Annotated in this window: 14 protein-coding genes; all 14 read right to left on the reverse strand. The window is 67.2% G+C overall.

Going from position 1 to position 19,297, the window contains the following annotated elements:
- Positions 1 to 9 precede the first annotated feature (9 nt).
- The 14 genes from SA190iCDA_RS01480 to tagH all read right to left on the reverse strand — a co-directional run bounded on the left by SA190iCDA_RS01480 (position 10) and on the right by tagH (position 19,139).
- Positions 10 to 639 (reverse strand): thiol:disulfide interchange protein DsbA/DsbL, encoded by a 630-nt coding sequence (locus SA190iCDA_RS01480; protein ID WP_070885825.1) that lies wholly within the window; start codon positions 637 to 639, stop codon positions 10 to 12.
- Positions 640 to 791: 152 nt separating this feature from the next.
- A complete protein-coding gene (locus SA190iCDA_RS01485) occupies positions 792 to 1,397 on the reverse strand; it encodes a c-type cytochrome (protein WP_070885824.1) in 606 nt (201 codons plus the stop codon).
- A gap of 346 nt (positions 1,398 to 1,743) precedes the next feature.
- Positions 1,744 to 2,622, reverse strand: a complete 879-nt coding sequence (tagQ, locus tag SA190iCDA_RS01490) for a type VI secretion system-associated lipoprotein TagQ (RefSeq protein ID WP_070885823.1) — start codon at positions 2,620 to 2,622, stop codon at positions 1,744 to 1,746.
- A gap of 150 nt (positions 2,623 to 2,772) precedes the next feature.
- Positions 2,773 to 4,473: a formylglycine-generating enzyme family protein gene (locus SA190iCDA_RS01495; protein ID WP_070885822.1), complete on the reverse strand. Its 1,701-nt coding sequence runs from the start codon at positions 4,471 to 4,473 to the stop codon at positions 2,773 to 2,775.
- Positions 4,466 to 5,662, reverse strand: coding sequence for an FtsX-like permease family protein (locus SA190iCDA_RS01500; protein WP_070885821.1), 1,197 nt, complete (start codon positions 5,660 to 5,662; stop codon positions 4,466 to 4,468). The genes SA190iCDA_RS01495 and SA190iCDA_RS01500 overlap by 8 nt, the downstream gene beginning before the upstream one ends.
- Positions 5,662 to 6,378, reverse strand: a complete 717-nt coding sequence (locus tag SA190iCDA_RS01505) for an ABC transporter ATP-binding protein (RefSeq protein ID WP_070885820.1) — start codon at positions 6,376 to 6,378, stop codon at positions 5,662 to 5,664. The genes SA190iCDA_RS01500 and SA190iCDA_RS01505 overlap by 1 nt, the downstream gene beginning before the upstream one ends.
- Complete coding sequence (locus SA190iCDA_RS01510; RefSeq protein ID WP_070885819.1) at positions 6,378 to 9,413, reverse strand: serine/threonine-protein kinase; 3,036 nt, start codon at positions 9,411 to 9,413, stop codon at positions 6,378 to 6,380. Before SA190iCDA_RS01510 ends, SA190iCDA_RS01505 begins: the two co-directional genes overlap by 1 nt.
- Before the next feature lie 84 nt (positions 9,414 to 9,497).
- Positions 9,498 to 10,226 carry a PP2C family protein-serine/threonine phosphatase gene (locus SA190iCDA_RS01515; RefSeq protein WP_070885818.1) on the reverse strand — a complete coding sequence of 243 codons (729 nt, stop codon included), beginning with the start codon at positions 10,224 to 10,226 and terminating at the stop codon, positions 9,498 to 9,500.
- On the reverse strand, positions 10,223 to 10,882 hold the full coding sequence (tagF, locus tag SA190iCDA_RS01520) for a type VI secretion system-associated protein TagF (RefSeq protein ID WP_070885817.1): 660 nt from the start codon (positions 10,880 to 10,882) through the stop codon (positions 10,223 to 10,225). Before tagF ends, SA190iCDA_RS01515 begins: the two co-directional genes overlap by 4 nt.
- Positions 10,879 to 14,397: a type VI secretion system membrane subunit TssM gene (gene tssM / locus SA190iCDA_RS01525; RefSeq protein ID WP_070885816.1), complete on the reverse strand. Its 3,519-nt coding sequence runs from the start codon at positions 14,395 to 14,397 to the stop codon at positions 10,879 to 10,881. The genes tagF and tssM overlap by 4 nt, the downstream gene beginning before the upstream one ends.
- Positions 14,394 to 15,743, reverse strand: a complete 1,350-nt coding sequence (locus SA190iCDA_RS01530) for a DotU family type VI secretion system protein (RefSeq protein ID WP_070885815.1) — start codon at positions 15,741 to 15,743, stop codon at positions 14,394 to 14,396. Before SA190iCDA_RS01530 ends, tssM begins: the two co-directional genes overlap by 4 nt.
- Before the next feature lie 6 nt (positions 15,744 to 15,749).
- On the reverse strand, positions 15,750 to 17,084 hold the full coding sequence (tssK, locus tag SA190iCDA_RS01535; protein ID WP_070885814.1) for a type VI secretion system baseplate subunit TssK: 1,335 nt from the start codon (positions 17,082 to 17,084) through the stop codon (positions 15,750 to 15,752).
- Positions 17,085 to 17,098: 14 nt separating this feature from the next.
- Positions 17,099 to 17,566: a type VI secretion system lipoprotein TssJ gene (tssJ, locus tag SA190iCDA_RS01540; RefSeq protein ID WP_070885813.1), complete on the reverse strand. Its 468-nt coding sequence runs from the start codon at positions 17,564 to 17,566 to the stop codon at positions 17,099 to 17,101.
- 55 nt (positions 17,567 to 17,621) lie between these two features.
- Positions 17,622 to 19,139, reverse strand: coding sequence for a type VI secretion system-associated FHA domain protein TagH (gene tagH / locus SA190iCDA_RS01545; RefSeq protein WP_070885812.1), 1,518 nt, complete (start codon positions 19,137 to 19,139; stop codon positions 17,622 to 17,624).
- Positions 19,140 to 19,297: the final 158 nt, after the last annotated feature.

The raw sequence follows: 19,297 nt of genomic DNA on the forward strand, positions 1-19,297 counted from the left end.
ATAGATCGATTACTTGGCGGCGCGCTCTTTGGCAATCAGGTGATCGGCGACCTGCAGGGTCTGCTCCGGGCCACCCGAGCTGGAGATGTCGAAGCGGTACTTGCCGTTGACGATCATCACCGGTACGCCATTGATCTGGTAGGCCATGGCCAGTTTCTTGGCCTTTTCCATCTGGCTCTTCACCCCGAAGGAGTTGTATGCCTTGAGGAAGGCGTCACGGTCGATGTCCTGGGTGACCAGGAAATCCGCCATTTCTTCCGGCGTGGCCAGCTTGCGACCTTCCTTGTGAATGGCGCGGAACACGGCGTCGTGCACCTTGTGCTCGACCTTCATGCTTTCCAGGGTGATGAACATCTGCCCATGGGCGTTCCACAGGCCGCCGAACAGGGCGGGAATGCGCACGAAGTTGACGTCGGCCGGCAGCTTCTCGACCCAGGGGTTGAGGGTCGGTTCGAACTGATAGCAGTGCGGGCAGCCGTACCAGAACAGCTCGACGACTTCGATCTTGCCGGGCTTGGAAATCGGTACCGGGTTGCTCAGTTCGACGTACTGCTTGCCGGCCTCGATATCGGCGGCGTGGGCGCTAACGCCGAACAGGCTGGCAGTGGCCAGAACCGCGGAAAGGATCAGATTACGCATGCATGACTCCTAACGATGAAGGTGCTGCGGACAGCTCTGGTTCGACTGGTCGCCACCCGGCAGGTTCCTCTCATTGTAGCGGGCTCGCCAGCGAAAAAGGGTGGCCATCGCCACCCTTTTTGTTCACCGTCAGGCAAAAGCCGATCAGGGCCTCAGTGCAGGCCCTGAACATAGCTCGACAACGCCTCGATATCCTTGTTGCTGAGCTTGGCGGCGATGTCGCGCATGATCATGGCGTCGCCATCATTGCTGCGCTCGCCTTCACGGAAGGCGGTCAGCTGCTTGGCGATGTAATCGGCGTGCTGGCCGCCCAGGTGCGGGTAGCCTGCCGTGGCGATACCGCTGCCATCGGGCGAGTGGCAACCGCTACAGGCCGGCATGCCTTCGGCCAGCTTGCCGCCGCGAAACAGCGCCTGGCCGCGCTCGACCAGCGCCGCATCGGCCGCCCCCACGCTGATCTTCTGGCTGGCGAAGTACGCCGCGACGTCGGTCATGTCCTGCTCGTTCAGCGGCTCGAGCATGCCGGTCATTTCCAGCACCGGACGGGCGCCGGACTTGATGTCCTGCATCTGCTTGAGCAGGTAGCGCTCGCCCTGGCCGGCCAGCTTGGGGAAGTTGGCCAGCGCGCTGTTGCCATCGACTCCGTGACAGGCCCCGCAAACCAACGCCTTGGCCTGCCCCGCGGCCGGGTCACCCGCCGCCTGGGCCGTTCCGGCCAGGCCCAGCGCCAGCAGCAGACTCACTATTGTCTTGTTCATCAGCTCATCCAAACGGCTAAGAGAAGTGTTATGAACCGGGGCGTTCCGCCCGCCCTGTCAGGCACGGCAGTGCTAAAGTACTCAAGCCGCGCGTTTCTGCACGAACCTCGGGGCAGCATGGCGTGAGGCAGGCGCACCAATCAGCACGCCGCCCAGCCCTGCACCCTAACAGCCTGGTTACCACTCGGCACCCGCCATGATTGCTCAACGTCGCGGGCGCGATAATGACCGGCATCAATCACCCGAGCAGATTACCGCTCGGTTAGCCCGCTCGGCTGACGCCGGGATAAAACGCCAGGCATAAAAAAACCGCGCCAGGCGCGGTTCTTTTTTGATGGAGCGCGGATCAGGCCTTGCAGCTGGCCGGTGCCCAGTCGCCCATGTCCGGGTTGTTGCACACGTCGCTGATCAGCGTACGGCCACGGCTGGCCACCTGCTGGCTTTCCTTCTGCTTGGCCTGGGCCTTCTGCAGCGATTGCTCGGTGGTGATCACTTCCTTGGTGACCTTGGCGGTAGGCTTCGGCTGCTTGGCGGTGGCCACCTTGGTCACTTCCTTGCGCTCGACACCCACGGTCTGCAGGTCCTTCTCGTAGGCCTGGGTGTAGGTGTTGACGTTCTCGCCGGTGCGGCCGTCGACCTTGGCCAGCAGCGCGTTGGTCTCGTTCAGGCCGCTGACGATCTCGGCCAGGCGCTTGCGGCCATCGGCGTCGCTGATCTTGTTGGCCTTGCGATCGGCGCGCAGCTGGGTGAACGCCTGCTGGTAGCAGCTTTGTGCGGCCGTGGCGTAGCGGATGTTGCGGTCGATGTTCTGGTTGTTGGTGTTGATGTCGGTGGCGTAGGAGGCCAGGCGCGCATTGTCGTCGCTGATCTGCTGCTGACGCTGGTTGTAGTACGCCAGGGCGCCGCCGGCCAGGGCGCCACCGGCAGCACCGATGGCGGCATTGCGGCCACGCTTGTCGTCATCGACCAGGGCACCACCGAGGGCGCCCATCAGCCCGCCGGTAACGGCGCCGATGGCGACGCTGCGACTCATCGCTTCGTCGGAGCTGCGCAGCTGGGTGACCGGCTCGTAGCACTGCGGGAAGTATTCGGCCTTGGTGGTCGAGGCGACCTGGGAACTTGGCGAACCGGCGCAACCGACCAGCAGCACGCTGGTGCAGGTAACGGCAGAAAGCAGCGCAGTGCGTATCGAGGAAAAAGCGGGGGCCTTGTTGAAAGTTTGCATCGTCGTCGATCTCGTACTTGAGTGAGCGTTTATTCCATTCAGGCGGGGCCGGGTGACACCGCCTGCGTTTTCACGGCGACAGCCGTGGAGTTGCCACATCGGCACCGGCCGCTCGCCAGTGCCTGAATCCGTAACGGCTGGGCGACCCGATCAGGGTGCCAGCAATTGCTTGAGAATCACATCCGCATCAGCCTTGCGGTTCTTGCGGTATTCACCCACGTGCCGCACGAACAGCGTAGCTCGGGTTACCAAGCTTTTGCCCAGCACGGGTTTGCGCGCCAGCTCTTCCTTGGTGCGCTGGAATTGCGCCTGGATGACCGCGTTGCTGTAGCGCGTACCGTTGGCCAGGTTGTCGATGTAGATCGCCAGCGCACCGTCCAGTGCACTCTGCCCATTGGCCATGGCCGCTTCGAACAGTTTCGCCGAGGCTTCATCCTTGGCGCTGCGAGCCTCGTCACGGCTCTTGCGAAGATTGGTCAGGCGAATGTTGTAGTTGTTGATGGTTTCGGCCACCAGGGCCGCCGACTGGATCAGGTTGCCGGCGGCATCCTCACGCTGCTTGGCGATCAGCGAGACGCTGCGCTTGAGTTCCTCGTTGACGATCGCCAGGCGGTCGCGCAGCTGCGGATCGTCGCTGTTGGCGATCAGCCCATCGAGCAGTTTGGTGGCGTCCTGGTCTTCGTCGATCTCGTCGGTGAGCGTGCTAACCCGTCCTTCGTCCTTCCATTGCGCAAACAGTTCCTTGTATCGCGAACGGGGCGCCGACAGTGCGCCAATCGACACGCGAAAACCGGTAGTTTCATTGCGCTGCTCGCTGCCATCAGCGCCGAACAACGGGTACTCGCGGCGCATGCCGGTGAACAGCGTCATCTCCCCTTCCAGATAATTGCCGCCCTTGACCACGAAGCCGCCGTAGGTGCCCTGGCGGCGCCCGGCATGCACCAGCTGAAAGGATTCCTGGACCATCTCCGCAGCGTTGCCGATCACATCGAACAGGCCGACCGGATTGGGCTTCTTCAGACCGATGGGCAACAACCGCGCGTTCTGCCCGGTGCCGCCGGCGACCTGGTTGAATACCGCCCAGTCGCCCAGGGGGCCATCGCTCTCGCTGCCCTCCACCGGGCGCGGGAAAAGCCGCGCTTCCAACTGCTGGCGGCTTACCGCGTGACCGCCACGGGCGGCGTATTCCCACTCCACTTCGGTGGGCAGGCGCACGAACGCCTGGCCGCCGTCTTCACCCTTGCCGCTGCGCCCGCTGACCGGCAGCAGGTCGCGATGGTTTTTCAGCAGCCAGGCGCTGTACACCGCAGCGAACCGCTCGGCGTCGAAGCGCGACAGGTTGACCTTGGGCAGCCGCGCGGCCATCCCGGCTGCCGTCGCGCAGGCCGGCGGCTCGCCCTCGCCGGCCAGGGACGGCGCCTGGGCCATCACCAGGTCGTACTGGCGCTGGGTCACCTCGTACTTGCCGATGAAATACAGCATCGGCTTGAGCGGGGTCACCCCGTCGGCCTTTGGCAGCTCGCCGCGCACCTTGGCCTGCCAGTCCTTGGACAGGTCGCCAAGGGTGAACTGGCCGTTGATGTAGTCGCGGCGGTACCCGGAGATGAAGGACTGCTGATAGCCCGGCTCGCCTTCGCTGAAGGGGTAGCCGAGGGTGACTTCGTGGTCGTCCAGCGAGCCCTTGGCCAGCACGTAGACGTGGCGGAACACCATTTCCCCGTCGCAGGGCAGCGGCAGACTGACGTCGCCCTTGAGCGGCTTGGGGTTGTAGAGCGGATCGGCATCGGGCTCGGCCCAGGCAGCACCGGCCAGGCACGAGAGAACCAGGGTGGCGCTGAGCACCTTATACATGACGCAATCCTTCCGAGGCTTGCAGATGAGCCGCCCGCCAGCCCCCGGCAGCGGCGGCGAGCACGCAGCACAGCAGGGTGGCCGCCGCTGCCAGCAGATAATGGGAGAGCAGCAGTCGGCAAGCATATTCGCCCGGCGCCGACTGGAACAACAGGTTCAGCCCGCTGGCGGCCAGGCCATACAGCAGTGCCGAGAGCAGGAGGCTGGCGATGCCGGTATAGAGCGCCTGCAGCACCACGAAGGCGACCAGCGCCACGGCCGGGAAGCCCAGCAGGCGCAGCACCGCCAGCTCATGACGCTTGCGCGCCACCGCGCCCAGGGTGCCGGCGGCCAGCGCGGCGAAGGCGCCAGCCAGGGACAGGCAGGCCACCGACCAGAACACCCATGCCAGATTGCGGCTCAGCGCCTGCACCTGGGCGACCGCCTCGGCCTGGGTCGCCACCGCCTGGCGCGACTCCTGGAAATACTGGCGCAGGCTTTCCACCCCATCCAGATCCCGAGCGTACAAACGAAAGCTTGGATAGACCCGCTCGCGTTGCGCCTCGGGCTGCTCGCCGAGCCAGCCGAACGACGGCACGGCCAAGCCATCGCGATAGTCCTCGGCGGCCTCCAGCAGGCTCAGGGACGTGAACAATGCATCCCGAGAGAACGCCGCTACCGGCAGGACAGCCTGCACCCGCAGCCTGGCCTGGGCCACTTGCGGCTGGCCGGCCACGCTGCGTCCGAAACTGGCCCGCAGCTCATCGCCTGCCGACAGGCCGAGTTTTTCCGCTGCACTCTGGCTAAGCAGCACGCTACGCGCATCGAAGGGCGCAGGCAGACTACCGAGCAGCGGGTCGCCCTCGGCGGTCGGCAGCATTTCCACGGTGAGCGTCTGCCCTGGCCCCTGCAACTCGGCGGTCGCGGCAATCTGCCGAGTACGCGGGATCACGAAACCGACATCCTCGCGCAAGGCCAGGGCGTCGATGCTTTGCAAATTGAAGCGGGCGCCGCCAAGGGGAATGATCTCGCGCACCGCGGGGTCTCGCTCCAGGCGCTCGGTCAGGGTGGTGACCACGCCGAACTTGAGACCGAACAGCACCAGCAGGGGTGCGATGACCGCCGCCAGGGCAAGGATCGCGCACCAGGACAGCCGCGCGTCGCAGCGATAATCCTGCCAGGCCAGGCGGGCGAACAGCGCCAGGCGCATCAGCCGCACTCCGCCAGGCGCGCGACCACCAGGCCGTCGCCCTGCTGCTCGACCCGCAGCTGCATGGAGGTCAGCCCGTAATGCTCAGCCAATGCCTGATCATGGGTGGAGATCAGCAGGCATAGATCACGGGCGGCGGACTGCTCCACCAGCAACTGCATCACTCGCTCGGCGTTCAGCGGATCGAGGGAAGCGGTCGGCTCGTCGGCAAGCAGGATGGCCGGCCGATGGGCCAACGCCCGGGCGATGCTCACCCGCTGGCGCTGGCCGACCGACAGGCGACCCGGCTGGCGGTCGAGCAGCTCGGCGATGCCCAACTGCTCGGCCAGTTGCTCGACGGCGTCGCCCGGCGGCAGGCCGAGTAGCTCACGGGGCAGCTGGATATTGCCGCGCACGCTCAGAAAGCCCAGCAGCCCGCCGGTCTGCAGCACGTAGCCAAAGGCCCGGGCACGCAGTGCGGCCAGTTGATCGTGACGGCCCTGGCGCCACAGCTCGGCAAGATCGAGGGATTGCCCACCGTCGTCCCAACGCAGGACGCCGCCCGGGTCGGGCGACAGCACCAGGGCCAGCAGGTCGAGCAACGTGCTCTTGCCGCTGCCGCTGGCGCCGATCAGGGCGATGCGCCGCCCGGCGCGCAATTGCAGCGCCGGAATTTCCAGGCGATAGCGCTGCCCGTCGGCGCCGCGGGTCCTGCTGATCGCCTCGAGGCCGAGCATCAGGGCAACGTCGACAAGGGCACGCGATACAGCGCGTCGCCGGGGGCGGCATCGCCGAAGCGAACCCAACTGGCCGTGTCGTTGTGGAAGGTTTCGTAGAGGCGGATCTTGGAATCCAGCTCGTCGATGAAATCTTCCTGCTCGGCGACGCTGAGCGACAGCCACAGGTCCTGGCTCATGTTCAGCACCTTGCTGCGGTACGGCAGGCCGTCCAGGTACTCGCCGAGCACGCCGCTCTGCGCCAGGTTGCCGCCCTTGACCAGGGCCGAGGGGTCGCGGCTCATGTGCGCGCTGGCGCTGGCGATTTCCTGGAAGAAGTCCTTGGGCGAGCTCTGGGTGCGCCGCGCCGCATCGACCACCATGCGTAGCGACTGCTGCAGGTCGTTGAGCTGCAGCTTGGTGAGCAGCACGCAGACCTGGAAGGCCGGCAGCGCCGGGTCGGTAATGTCTCGGTCGCTGGTCCAGGCGGTGACCACCTGGGGCGCACGGGCCTGGCTCTGGTGGCCGAGAAAATCCATGTGCATGGCGTAACCGACCGCCGCGGACTTGTCGGCGATGCTCGCGCCGCCCTTGGGTTCGGGCAGGCTGCTGTCGGTACGCACCTGGTGCACCAGGTCGGCGAAGCTCGTGCCGATCTGCGCCACGCTCTGCCCGAAGGCATTCACATCGCCGCCGGCCACCGGCACGTACAGGTCGCCGATGCGCGGGTTGGGGTCGGCGGTCAGGCTGCGGTACTGCTGCTCGGCGAAGCCATGGTTGCGCTTGCCGGCCGGGGTCTTCAGGTGCAGGGCGTAGATCTTGATCTGCTTGCGCAGGGCGGCCTCGCGCACTTCGGCCTCGTTCATCTGGGTCAGGCCCAGTGGGTCGCTCTTGCGCAGGGCGCCGGCATCGCTGACCAGCAGAATCAGGCGGCCGCCGTAGCCGTTCCAGTCCATGCCGTCGACCGCCTGCATGACACCGGCAAAGGCGTCTTCGGCGAAGTCGTGGCTGGACACGTCGGTGGCCTTGATCTGCTGCGCCAGTTGCAGGAAGCGCTCGGGGTCGCGGCCCTGTTCCAGGCTCACCAGGGTCTTGGCGGTATATTCCAGGCCCGGGGTCTTGCTGGTGTTGCTGCGGAAGCCGACCATGCCGAAGCTGACGCTGTCCAGGTCGCCGCGCTTGGCGATCTGCCCCTGCAGCTCGTGCACCACGTCGCGCACGCGATCGATATAGGGCTGCATCGATACGGAGGTGTCGACCACCAGCACGATGGCCGTCCTGAAGCCTTCCGGCATCGCCGCAGGCGTGCTCTCGGCCCCGGCTTGCGGGGCACTGCCCGGATCGATGGAGGCGACGTTGAGCAGCTGCAGCGGCTGGCCGTTGGCGTCGAAGGTTTCCTCGGAGTCGAAGATCGGCAGCAGGTAGAACTGATCCTGGGGCACCGCGCTGCCGCCCGGCTCGACCGCCACCACGTTGTGGCCGGTGCCCTTGAGGGCCTCGCGCAAGGCCTCACGAGCCCGGGCTGGCTCGGCCAGCAACTGCTCCAGGGCCGAGGCGTCACGCACGAACATCACCGGCGCACGACCGGAACGCTCGGTGAACTTGAGCACCAGGCTCTGCTTCCAGTCGCTCACCGCATTGGCCGGCAGCCAGCCATCACGGCGGCCATCGGTGGACGCGCCGATCTGCAGCCAGGGCTGACCGTCGATGTCCTGGCGGGCGTAGACGTAGAACACCGAGAACGCCGGCATGTCCTTGCCGCCGCTGCCGCCGGCTTCATCGGCCAGCTTGGCGCCCGGCTTGCTCAGCACGCGCTGGAACAGGGTCTTCTTGCCGGGCATCAGCAGCGGGCGATCACCGCCGTCGCTGTCGGCCAGCGCAGAGATCGGCCCGGCCTCGCCGCTGGGCTGGGCCAGTGCCTGGGACTGAGCCTGCGTCTGGCTCTGGGCCGGCTGACCGGTCAGCGGCGGCGAAGCGGGCTCTGTTGCTTCCGAGCCGAACAGCCAGTAGCCGCAACCGGCCAGCAACAACACGCCCGCCAGCGAAACGCCGAGAATCAGCGGTTTCCTGCTGGCGCCGGCATTGCCCTGGCGTACCGAAGACGCCAGCGGCGACGGCTGCGGTCGCGGCGCTGCCGTGGGCTCGGCAGGTGCGTGGGTGGGAATCTCCACCGATACCGGCGCCAGCGGCGGTACGCTGGTGTCGTTCGCTTTGTCAGCGCTCGGCAGCACCAGCGGCTGGAACAGGGTGGCATCGTCGGCCGGGACCTGCAGACGATCCAGGGCGGCGATCAGCTCGGCGGCACCGGCGAAGCGTGCGCTGGGATCCTTGGCCAGCAGGCGCTCGAGAATCGGCTGGTAACGGCCATGCACCATGGGCAGTGCCGGCAGCGGCTCGGTCAGGTGCGCCAGCGCCGTGGACAGCGAATCGCTACCGGTATAGGGCAGCTTGCCGGTAAGGATTTCATAGAGCACCACACCCAGGGCGTAGAGGTCGGCGCGACCATCGATGTCCAGGCCGCGGGCCTGCTCGGGGCTCATGTAGCTCGGCGTGCCGACGGCGAAGCCGGCCTGGGTGAACTGGGTGCGATCATCCAGCGCCTTGGCGATGCCGAAGTCGCTGAGCACCGCGGTGCCGTCGGCGCGGAACAGGATGTTGGCGGGTTTGACGTCGCGGTGCACCATGCCCTGGGCGTGTGCATAACCCAGGGCCGAGGCGATCTGGCGGATCCACAGCAGCCCCTGGTCGATGCCCAGGCCCGCGGCGATGCGTTCCTTGAGCGTGCCGTTGGGCAGGTACTCCATGGCCATGTAGTAGAGGCTGCCGACATTGCCGATATCGTGGATGGTCACGGTATTGGGGTGCGACAGCCGCGCCAGGGTCTTGCCCTCGCGCAGGAAGCGTTCGCAGAAGGTCGGGTCGGCGGCCAGGGAGGCGGCCATCACCTTGAGCGCCACCTTGCGGTCGAGGGAACGCTGGGTCGCCAGGTAGACCACGGCCATCGCGCCATCGCCCAGCTCGCGTTCGATGTCGTAACCCGGTATTTGCATGTCCATGCTATCTGGTCTTCCGAGGCCACCCCGGGAGCCCCGGGTGTGGCGGATGTCTTGGATGGTGAGTGGAGCAGAGGCCGTGGCGGCCTAGCCGGCCTTGATCACCACGGCGGTAATATTATCCGGCGCGCCCCGGGTCAAGCCAAGGTGCACCAGGCTGCGCACCACCTGGTAGGGGTCTTCGTGGCCCAGCACTTCACGCAGTTCGTGATCCTCGACCGTCTTGTTCAGGCCGTCGCTGCACAGCAGGAAGGTGTCGCCGGGGCGCACCTCCAGGGTCGCCGTTTCCAGCTCCAGCTCATCCTGCACGCCCAGCGCACGGGTGACGATATTGCCCATGGGGTGGCTGCGCGCGGCTTCGTCGTCGAGCAGGCCGCTGTCCACCAGCTCCTGCACGTAGCTGTGATCGCGGCTGATGGGCTGCAGGTCGCCATTGCGCAGCCGGTACAGGCGGCTGTCACCGGCCCACAGGCAGAGCGCTTCGGCGCCCCGCGCGGCGAGTACCACCACGGTGCTGCCCATGGTCGCGCCACCGCGCTTCTCGGCTTCGACGCGCACCTGCCCGTTGACCTGATCCAGAGTGTCGATGATCGCCCCGCGGTAGGTGTCGAGCACCGCGCTGGGCGGCAAGGCCCGCAGGCTGTCGATGATCAGGCTGCTGACGAAGTCGCCACTGGCATGCCCGCCCATTCCGTCCGCCACGGCCCACAGACCGTTGTCCGGGGCGTCCAGGCAGGCGTCCTCGTTGATCTTGCGCACCATGCCGACATGGGTATGCCCGGCCGACCGGTAGCGCGTCACGCTCGACGGGCTCATGGCTGGTCTCCCGCAGACTCGCTGAGCAGGCGGCAGAAGGCCTCAGCCGGTGGCAACCCAGTGAAGCGGACCAGCCCGGGCGATACGCGCTCGGAGCCATTGCCCCACCACAGGCTGGCGCCATTCCAGGCCTGCTGCATCAGGGCCAGGCCGCGGCCCTGGGGGTTTTCCACAGACCATATAGCGGCGCCGCTGGCGTCCTGGCGCTGTTCACTGCAGGCGGCCAGCATCGGGCTGCCCAGTGCCTCGACGCCGCGCTCGAAGGCCTCGGCATCGGCACCCTCCTCCAGCGTCGACAGCAGCAGCCCTTCGGCGCGCTCGAACCAGTCGTCAACGCCGCTGACCAGTTGGCCGAGATCGGCATCGGCCGGCAACGGCAGGGCGATGGTCAGCGGAAAATAGCGTCCCACCCGGTCGACGCTGGGCATCATTACCCCGCACACCGGCTCTGCACCGAGCAGGCCGGGCGCCACGGCGAAACGCCACAGCGGGCTGACCAGGTAGGCGTCCAGCCAGGCCTCGCCGAGGGTCTGCCGGCTGGCCGCCAAACCCGCCGCCAGCCAGGTATCCCAGGCCTCGATGAACGCCGGGCTCAAACCGCGATGAATGAAATCTCCCCGTACGGCCAGCTTGCCGTAGAAACCTGGTGTACTCACAAACGCTCCGGCAGGCTGAAACCGCTCACCACCTGGCGGCGGAATGGATTGAACGCGCTGCTGGCGCGCAGCTCGCTGGAAATGCTGGCGTTGTCCACCCGCATGCGCAGGGTGAAGCGATCCGGTGAATTACCCTGGGCCAGGTCCGACTGATCGAGCAGGCGGAACCAGGCCCACGGCCCTTCCAGGGTGATGCCGGAGCGACCGGTGACCGCCGCCGGCGAAATGTTCAGGCGCACCACGCCCGTGCCGTTGGCGCTCGGCCACTGCATGGCCACCGGGCGCGCCGGGCCATGGTCGTAAGTGAACTGCTGGCCATCGAGGTCGAGCTGGAACTGCTCGATGCTGGCATCCATGGCCACCGGGCGCAGTTCGAAGCGCACCATCGGCTGGGTGCCGCCGGAGCGGAAGAAGGCTTCGCGAATACTCGCCGCACGCTGGAAGGTCTGCAGCACGCCGCTGCCGATACCGAGCTTTTGCGCAGCGCCCGGCTGCCAGCGCCAGGTACTGGCCGAGGTGTCCACATAAGGCTGCAGGTAGCGGCGGAAATAGCTGTCGAGCACCCCGCCCTGGCCGAAGAAATGGCCGAAGTCGTCCAGGGTCGCGTCGCGGCTGCTGCCGCGATCCAGCGGATAACGCCCGGCCAGGGACTGGCGGTAGACGCTGACCACTTCGCTCATCCAGGCAGCGTTCAGCTGGTTGCGGATGCCGCCCATCATGGTGCCGGTGGTCGAACTGACCACCGACTTCAAAAAGCCCTGCACCACCGGCGGCTGGCGCTCGGCGCTCAGGCGCACCTGGTCGGCGGCGGCAGTGGTCTGGTTGCGCGACTCGCCCAGCAATGCTTCGCCACTGGCGCCGCTCATGGCACTGACCTGCACGTACAGCGCGTTGAGGTCCTGCAGCAGCGCGTCGATGGCCGGCGGCTGGCCTTCGGCATCCTCGACCAGGCTGTTGAGCTCGGCGAAGTGGGCGGTGATCGGGTCCATCTCGGTGGCCAGCACCTGGGCTGCGCCCTCTTCCGACTGGCCGACCAGCGAGCCGAGCTGCTGCTTGAGACGGTCGACGGTATCGCCGCCGCGCTCCTTGAGCTTCTCGGCCACCAGCCGCTCCTCCTTCTGCAGGTCGGTTTCCTTGGCCACCGCCTGCAGGAGCTTCTTCAGCGGCGAGGTGGGGCCCGACAGCACGCGCAGCACGTCGGCGGCCTGGGCCACGCTGGTCACCGGCACGAAGTCGAGGTCGGCGAGCAGCGCATCCCACTGGCGCATGTAGTCCTGAACGTAGAGGCGCCGTACCTCCAGGGCCAGGGCAGCGGCGTCCTGACCATCGTCCAGGCTGCGGCCCAGCACCCACTGCTCCTCGGCCAGCGTGCCGGCCTGGCTGACGCTGCCGACCAGGAACGCTTCGCGATAACCGCGCTGGGTGTAGAAGCCGCTGAGCGGCTCGTTCAGGGGCTTGCCGCTCTTGCGGGTGAACACCAGCGCGGCGTCGCGCCCGGCAGCTTCGCTGACGCGAAAGTCGGGAATGCCGTCCGGCAGTTTCTGACGCTTGACCCGGTCGTAGGCGCGCTGGGCGACGGACAGGCGCTGCAGCTGGCGGCGCACGTCCTCGATCAGGTGCTCATCGAGGCGCACCACCGGCGGCTGGCGGTCGTACAGCGCCGCCAGGTGCGCGTTGAGCGCTTCGCGCTGCTCGGGCAGCAGGTCGCGGGGCAGGCTGCGGTCCCAGTCCAGGGCAATCCAGGCCTTGATGAAATCGGCGTCGTAGCGCTCGGCTTCGCCCAGCATCAGATAGGCCTTGAGGCCCTCGTAGAGGAAGTCCGAATGGCCGCCGCCACGCAGCTGTTCTTCCAGGCGCGCCAGCACCCGTGGCGCCATGACCGCGATCAGCAGCTTGCGATAGACGCTGGAGGCTTCGCTGTCGAGCATATCGCCCTGGTACAGGCCGAAGCCCTCGGCCCAGCCTGGCGCATCGCCACTGACATTGCGGATGGCGTTGAGCAGCGGCTGCACCGCCAGCACCTCGCGCTGCGCCGGGCTGAGCGCCTGCAGCTCGCCACGCAGCGGCTGCACACGGGCATCCACGGCGGCGATATAGGCCTGGTTGGCGCGGAAGCTGGCGAACCAGACGGCGGCGGTGCCAAGCACCAGCACCACGGTCGCGGCGATCACCCCGCGGGCCAGCCAGCGCTTCTGCCGCTCGACCTTGGGGTTGGCGCCGACCAGGCCGCGCTCGCCGAATACCACGTCACGCAGCAGCTGCTCGATGAAGTAACTGCGCCCGGTGCCGGTCTGGCGGGCCAGGTGCTGGCGGTCCAGGCTCATGCTCTGGGCCATGGCGCCGATCAGCCGGTCGATCGGGCTGCCTTCCTGGGTGCCGCTGGTCAGGTAAACACCGCGCAGCAACACCCGTTCCTCGTAGGGGTTGGGCTTGAACACGCCATCGAGAAAGCTCGCCAGCGCTTCGCGCAGCGCCGCGAACTGCTGGGGGAAGCCGTAGATCAGGTCACGGCGCGCCGGGTCGCGCTCCTGCTGCAGGCGCTCGACCAGGCGCTCGTTGAGGCGTGCTTCCAGGGCGTCGAACTCGCTGCGAAACACCTGCAGCGGGCCCTCGGCGCTCTTGCCGTCATCCAGGGTGAAGGTCATGCCCCAGACCTGGGCGCGCTCCTCCTTGCTCAGGCCCTCGAAGAACTCCATGAAACCGGGCACCAGGTCCAGCTTGGTGAGCATCACATAGACCGGGAAACGCACGCCGAGTTGGGTGTACAGCTCCTGCACCCGGGAGCGGATGGCCACCGCATGGGCCGCCCGCTCGCTGTCACTGCCGAGCAGCAGGTCGGACAGGCTGATGGCCACGAACGCGCCATCGATGGGCCGGCGCGAGCGCTGCTTCTTCAGCAGGCCCAGGAAGCCCAGCCAGGCGGCCTTGTCGACCGCCGCGTGGCTGTCCTGGGTGGTGTAGCGGCCGGCGGTGTCGAGCAGCACCGCTTCGTCAGCGAACCACCAGTCGCAGTTGCGGGTGCCGCCCACGCCGCGCACGGCGCCGGCGCCCATCTGCTCGGCAAGCGGGAAACGCAGCCCGGAGTTGGCCAGCGCGGTGGTCTTGCCGGAGCCGGGCGGGCCGATGATCACGTACCAGGGCAGCTCGTAGAGATTGCGCCGCTCACCGCCGCCCAGTTTGGCGCGCTTGAGCAGGTTAAGCGCTTCGTCCATGCGCTGGCGCAGGGTGGCCAGCTCTTCGGCGGTGGCCACGCTGGTGGGATCCGGCGCGACCTCGACCAGCCCCTGCATGACCTTGGCCGCATTGCGCCGCGCCTGGAGGATGCGCATTACCCGCCAGGCCGCCCATGCGGCGAACAGCAGGATGATCAGCGTCCAGCGCGCCGTAGTGCTCGCCAGTGGCTCGAAACCGCCGATGGCGATCAGCGGGCCGATGAACCAGATCACCAGTGCCAGCGCGATCAGGCCCAGCACCGGCATGACCCAACGGGCCATGAAACCGAACAACGCCTTCACTCGACGCCCTCCGCAAAGACTGTGATTTCCACCCGGCGGTTACGCGCGCGGCCTTCTGCCGTGTCGTTGGACGCCACCGCCTCGGTATCGCTGCGCCCCTCGGCGCGGAAGCGCGCGGGCTGGCCGGTCTTGGCCGCCAGCACGTCCATCACCTGCTGGGCGCGGTCCTGGGAGAGCTTCCAGTTGGACGGATAGCGCAGCGTGGCGATGGGTCGGTTGTCGCTATGGCCGGTGACCAGCACCCGGCCGTTGACCTTGCGAATGGCTTCGGCGATGCGCAGCAGCAACGGCTGGAAGTCGTCGGCGATCGACGCACTGCCGGAGGCGAACAGCTGGTCGCCGCGAATGGTCACCACCGAGCGGTCGACGGCATCTTCCACCGCCACCTTCTGGGCGCGAATCTCCTCGGCCAGGAAACCGGCCAGGCGCGGCCGCTCGACGATCCGTGGCTGCTGGGCCGGGCGGTCGATGGTCTGCACCGGCACGTCACCCAGGGCATGCAGGTTGCGGAACACCGGTTCAGCCTCGGCGGCGAGCTTCATGCGCAGGCCGAACAACAGCACCAGCAGGATCGCCAGGCCGATGGCCACCGCCACCCAGGGCGGCAGGAACTGGCGCAGGCGATCACGGGCGACCACCAGGCCGCGCCAGTGCGGCGACAGCTCGCGCTCGATCTCGCCACGGCTGCTGCGGATGGTCGCCGCCACCCGCTCGCGCAGGGCGTCGAGCTGGCTGCGGCCGTCCTGCATGACCCGGTAGCGGCCTTCCATGCCGAGGCTGATGCACAGGTACAGGAGCTCCAGCAGGTTGAGGCGCTGGCGGGGGTTCTGCAGGCAGTGGTCGAGCAGCTGAAAGACCTTTTCGCCGCCCCAGGCTTCGTTGTGCAGGGTGATCAGCAGGCTCTGCTTGCTCCAGTCGCTGGCGCTACCCCAGGGCGTGCTGAGCACGGCTTCGTCCAGGGCGGTACAGAGTACGTAGCGCGCCAGCATCACTTCGTCCTGAGCCACCCCGGCGGCGCGGGCCTTGTCTTCGAACTGGCGCAGGTAGCCGAGCAGTTGGGCGCGCAGGCTGGCCGGCGCGGGATGGGAAATGGTGCTGCGCAGGCGGGTGAGCAGCGCCAGCATGGGACCTGCGGCGGCTTCGATGGGGTTCAGGCCCAGGCCACGGGCAGCCAGCGGCGGCGCGCTGGGCATGGCTGGCGGCGGCGAGCCGGCGGGCGCCGGACGCGCGGGTTCGGCGGTGCGGCCACCGGGGCGCGGCATGATCATGGTGCGGTCGTTGCCCGCCGGGTCGCTGCCCTTGCCGGTCTGGCCGGGCAGGGCGCCAAATGGATCGTCGATGGTCATCGCGCGTCAGCCTCGGATGGCCCAGAAGGCCAGGTTCAGGCCCGGGAACTGGCCTGCGATATGGAAAGCGAAACCGCCGGAGTGGATCAGCTGCTTCCAGTGATCGCTGCCCCGGTCCAGTTCGAAATAGTTGGAGCCGGCGTGGTACGGCAGCTGGCGCGGCGCCACCGGTAGCGGCAGCAGGCCGATGCCCGGCAGTTGCAGATTGACCAGGTCGCGGATGTGCTCCACCGAGCCGATCTTGGCCTGCTGCGGGAAATGCCCACGCAAGCTTTCGCCCGGCACGTCGGCCCGCACCACGAGGATGAAGCTGGCCGAGTCGAGCAGCGACTTGTCGGCGAGCATCGCCACGTGCACGCCGTAGGATTTCTCGACGATGGGAATCGGGATGGCGCGGCTGTCGATGACCATCGACAGTGCCTGACGCAGCGCCAGCATCACCGGCGCGAAGGTGCTGGTCAGGTCGTCGTGTTCGTACACCGGGTACTCGCCCGGCCGGCGTTCGGCCGCGGTAAAGGTCGAGAACTCACCGGCCAGCGCCACCAGTTCGCGGTACAGCACTTCCGGGTGCAGCGGGGCGATGCGCGCCAGGTGCGCGACCAGCGGCTGGGCGCGGTTGACCAGTTGCAGCAGCAGGAAATCGGCGATTTCCGAAGCGCCGCCAGCGCCGGACGCCACCACCCGCCCGGCCAGAGCTTCGCCGCGCTGATGCAGCAGGCCGAGCAGTTCGTGGCGAAAACCGGACAGCGGCCGCGAGACGCCAACATCGAGCAGCGGCGCAATATAATTGTCGTCGAGCAGCAGGCTGCGGTCCTCGCGCTTCTCCACCACGCGCACTACGCCGATCGCGGCATGCTCATCAAGGCCGTCGCGCTCGGTGATCAGGCGCAGCGCCAGGGAGCCGATGGCCACTGGCGCACGGCTTTCCAGCGAGGAGTTGTCGTCACGCACTTCATGCACGCTGCTCAGGTAGCGCGCCGAGCCGAGCGGCTCGCCGGCTTCCACGGTGTCGCGCAGACCGGCGCGGCGCAGCGGCAGAGCGAGGTAGACGATGCCGTCACGCAGGTTCTCGTCGATGTTCAGCGGCGCTGGCGCAGCATCGTTCTCGGGAATGTTGAAGGGTGTGCCATCCGGCAGCAGGCCGCGCGCCGAGAGGATCGCCAGCTTGCCCTGGGCCAGCAGGGCGCTGTCGATCAGCAGTTGGGAAAAGCCCCAGGCGCCGGGCTGCACGGCATGGCTGCGGCTTTCGACCAGGGTTTCGATGTAGCGATCCTGCTGCTGGAAGTGCTGCGGTCGCAGGAACATTCCCTCCGACCAAACCACACGATTGTTCCAGGACATGAACGGGTCTCCAGTCACTCAAGAGGGGGCAGCGGCGCGGCGCTGATGGCATAGGCGTCCAGCTGCAAGCGCAGGGCGCTGGCCTGATGGGCAGGAATTTCGATGACCTGGCGCCAGATCGAACGATCGAGGGCACGGTAGGCCACCACCACGCCAAGGTGGCGGGTAGCGTCGTCGAGGGTCAGCGATCTGCGTTGGGTTTCGCCGGGGCGCATCACGAAACGCTCGGTTTCGATCAGCTCGCCAGCCAGGGTGGCGTCGGCGCGGTCGACCAGCGAGAAGAAGTCGGCACGGGAAAAGGTCGAGGCATTGCGTAGCTGGTAGATCTGCACCCAGACCGGTGAAGCCGCGCTGTCGAGCGCCGGGTTGAGGTCGCGGCTGGCCTGTAGCTGCAATTCGACGGTGGTGGGCACCGGCTCCTTCGGCCCCGAGGCGCAGGCGCCGAGCAGCAGAAAGACCAGCAGTGTCAAAATCCTTGGCATAACGCTTCCTCGATGGTTACCGCTGGCCCCTCACGACGCGGTGGGCCGTGTGGCCTCAACGGCCCCTCAGTCTCGCAATGTGTTCTTCGTAGGCACGGCTGAATTCACGACCGAACAGTTCCTGGAAACCGTCCTCGGCCTCCTGGGAAATGGTCGCGTACAGCTCGGTAAACAGCTCCCAATAGTGCGCCCGACGGCCATTGGGCAACAGTGCCGAGAGCCCGCTCGGCTTGTTCAGACGCCCTTCCAGTTCACGCGGTTCAAAGCGCGCGAGCAAATACTTGATGGCCGCCTGCACGCCCGCCATCAGCGCCAACTGGTGGGCGCGCAGGTCGTCGAAGCTTTCGCCCACCGCCTGATCCGGCGCCATGAATGCCTGGTTGTCATGACGCAGCAGCATCAGCAGCGCTTCGTCGACGTTGGGGGCGAACTTCAGCGGGTTGTTCTGCACCGGCTGGATCATGGTCTGCGCCATGCGGAATTCGCCCTTGAGGCTGGCCCGCGCACGCAGCACGTCGATCAGCCCCTCGACCATCAGCCGGTAGCTGCGGCCGATGGCCTCCATCTGCGCCGCTGCGGCCGCACGGTCCAGACGCAGGTGCTGCAGGCCGGCGCCGCGCAGAAAGGCCTCCAGCAACTGGTCATCGCCAAGTGCACCCTGGGCAGCAGGTGCAGGTTGGGGCGTCGTGACGGGTTCGACACTGGGCAGTGGCTGCACCGGCGACTCTTGCACGGCGAAGGGCGGGATTTCCACCGCCGGCATCGGTGCCAGATCGGCGAACGGATCCGGGATCGGCGGGGCCTGCGCCTTCGGCGGTTCGGCGAAGGGATCGGGAATCTGCAACGCATCCACTTGCGGTGGCGCGGCGAAAGGACCAGGAAGGGGTTGAGACTTCGACGCGGCCTGCAGGTCGGCGAACGGATCCCAGTCCCCCGGGATCACCGCGGCCGGCGCCGCGTCGGGCACGGCGGCAGGCGCCGGCTGCGAAGGCCGCGGCGGGCGGAAGTCGTGCTGCTGCGCCGGCACATGGTCGGACACCGATGGCGCCACCGCCGGCGGCGGGCTGAGGAAGTCGAACAGATCCGGCTTGGTGTCGAACGGCGAATCGCGACGCGGCGCCGGTGCAGCAGGCCCAGGACTGACCGGCGGCATCTCCAGCGGCTGGGCACTGCGGCTGAGCAGCGCCTCGAAACTGTTGAACGGGTCGTCGGCCATGCCGGATGCCGGCGGCGCGGCAGGCGCCACACTGATGCCGCTGATCTGCACGCGAATCTCGTACTCGCCGATCTTCAGCACCTCGCCATCTGCCAGCGGCTCGCTGCTGCCGCGGCGCAGGCGGGTGCCGGCGTTCTGCAGGATCACCCCGTTGGTGCTGGTATCGGTGATGTAGTAGGTGCCGTCGCGATACTGGATGACGCAGTGCTGACTGGAGACCAGCCGCTCCGGGTCGGGCAGCACCCAGTCATTGCCGGCGCTGCGCCCGATCTTCAGCTCACCGCGATCGAGCTCGACCTCGGCCCGTTGCCCGGGGGTCAGCTTGTGGTACGTGGTGATGAACAAGCGCAACGGCATTGCGGCTCCTTGCAGTGCGGCCGGAAAAACTAAAGCGCCATCGACGAGGGCAATCGTCAATAGCCAAAGCGCTCTATTTTTTTCCCTTAATCGAGACGGTTCAATGGTCGGACGGGAATAAATTCGAGACGGTTGTGAGTCACCGCACAGAAGACAGA

Origin of the sequence: Pseudomonas argentinensis, from assembly GCF_001839655.2 — a bacterium.
Lineage (GTDB): Bacteria > Pseudomonadota > Gammaproteobacteria > Pseudomonadales > Pseudomonadaceae > Aquipseudomonas > Aquipseudomonas argentinensis_B.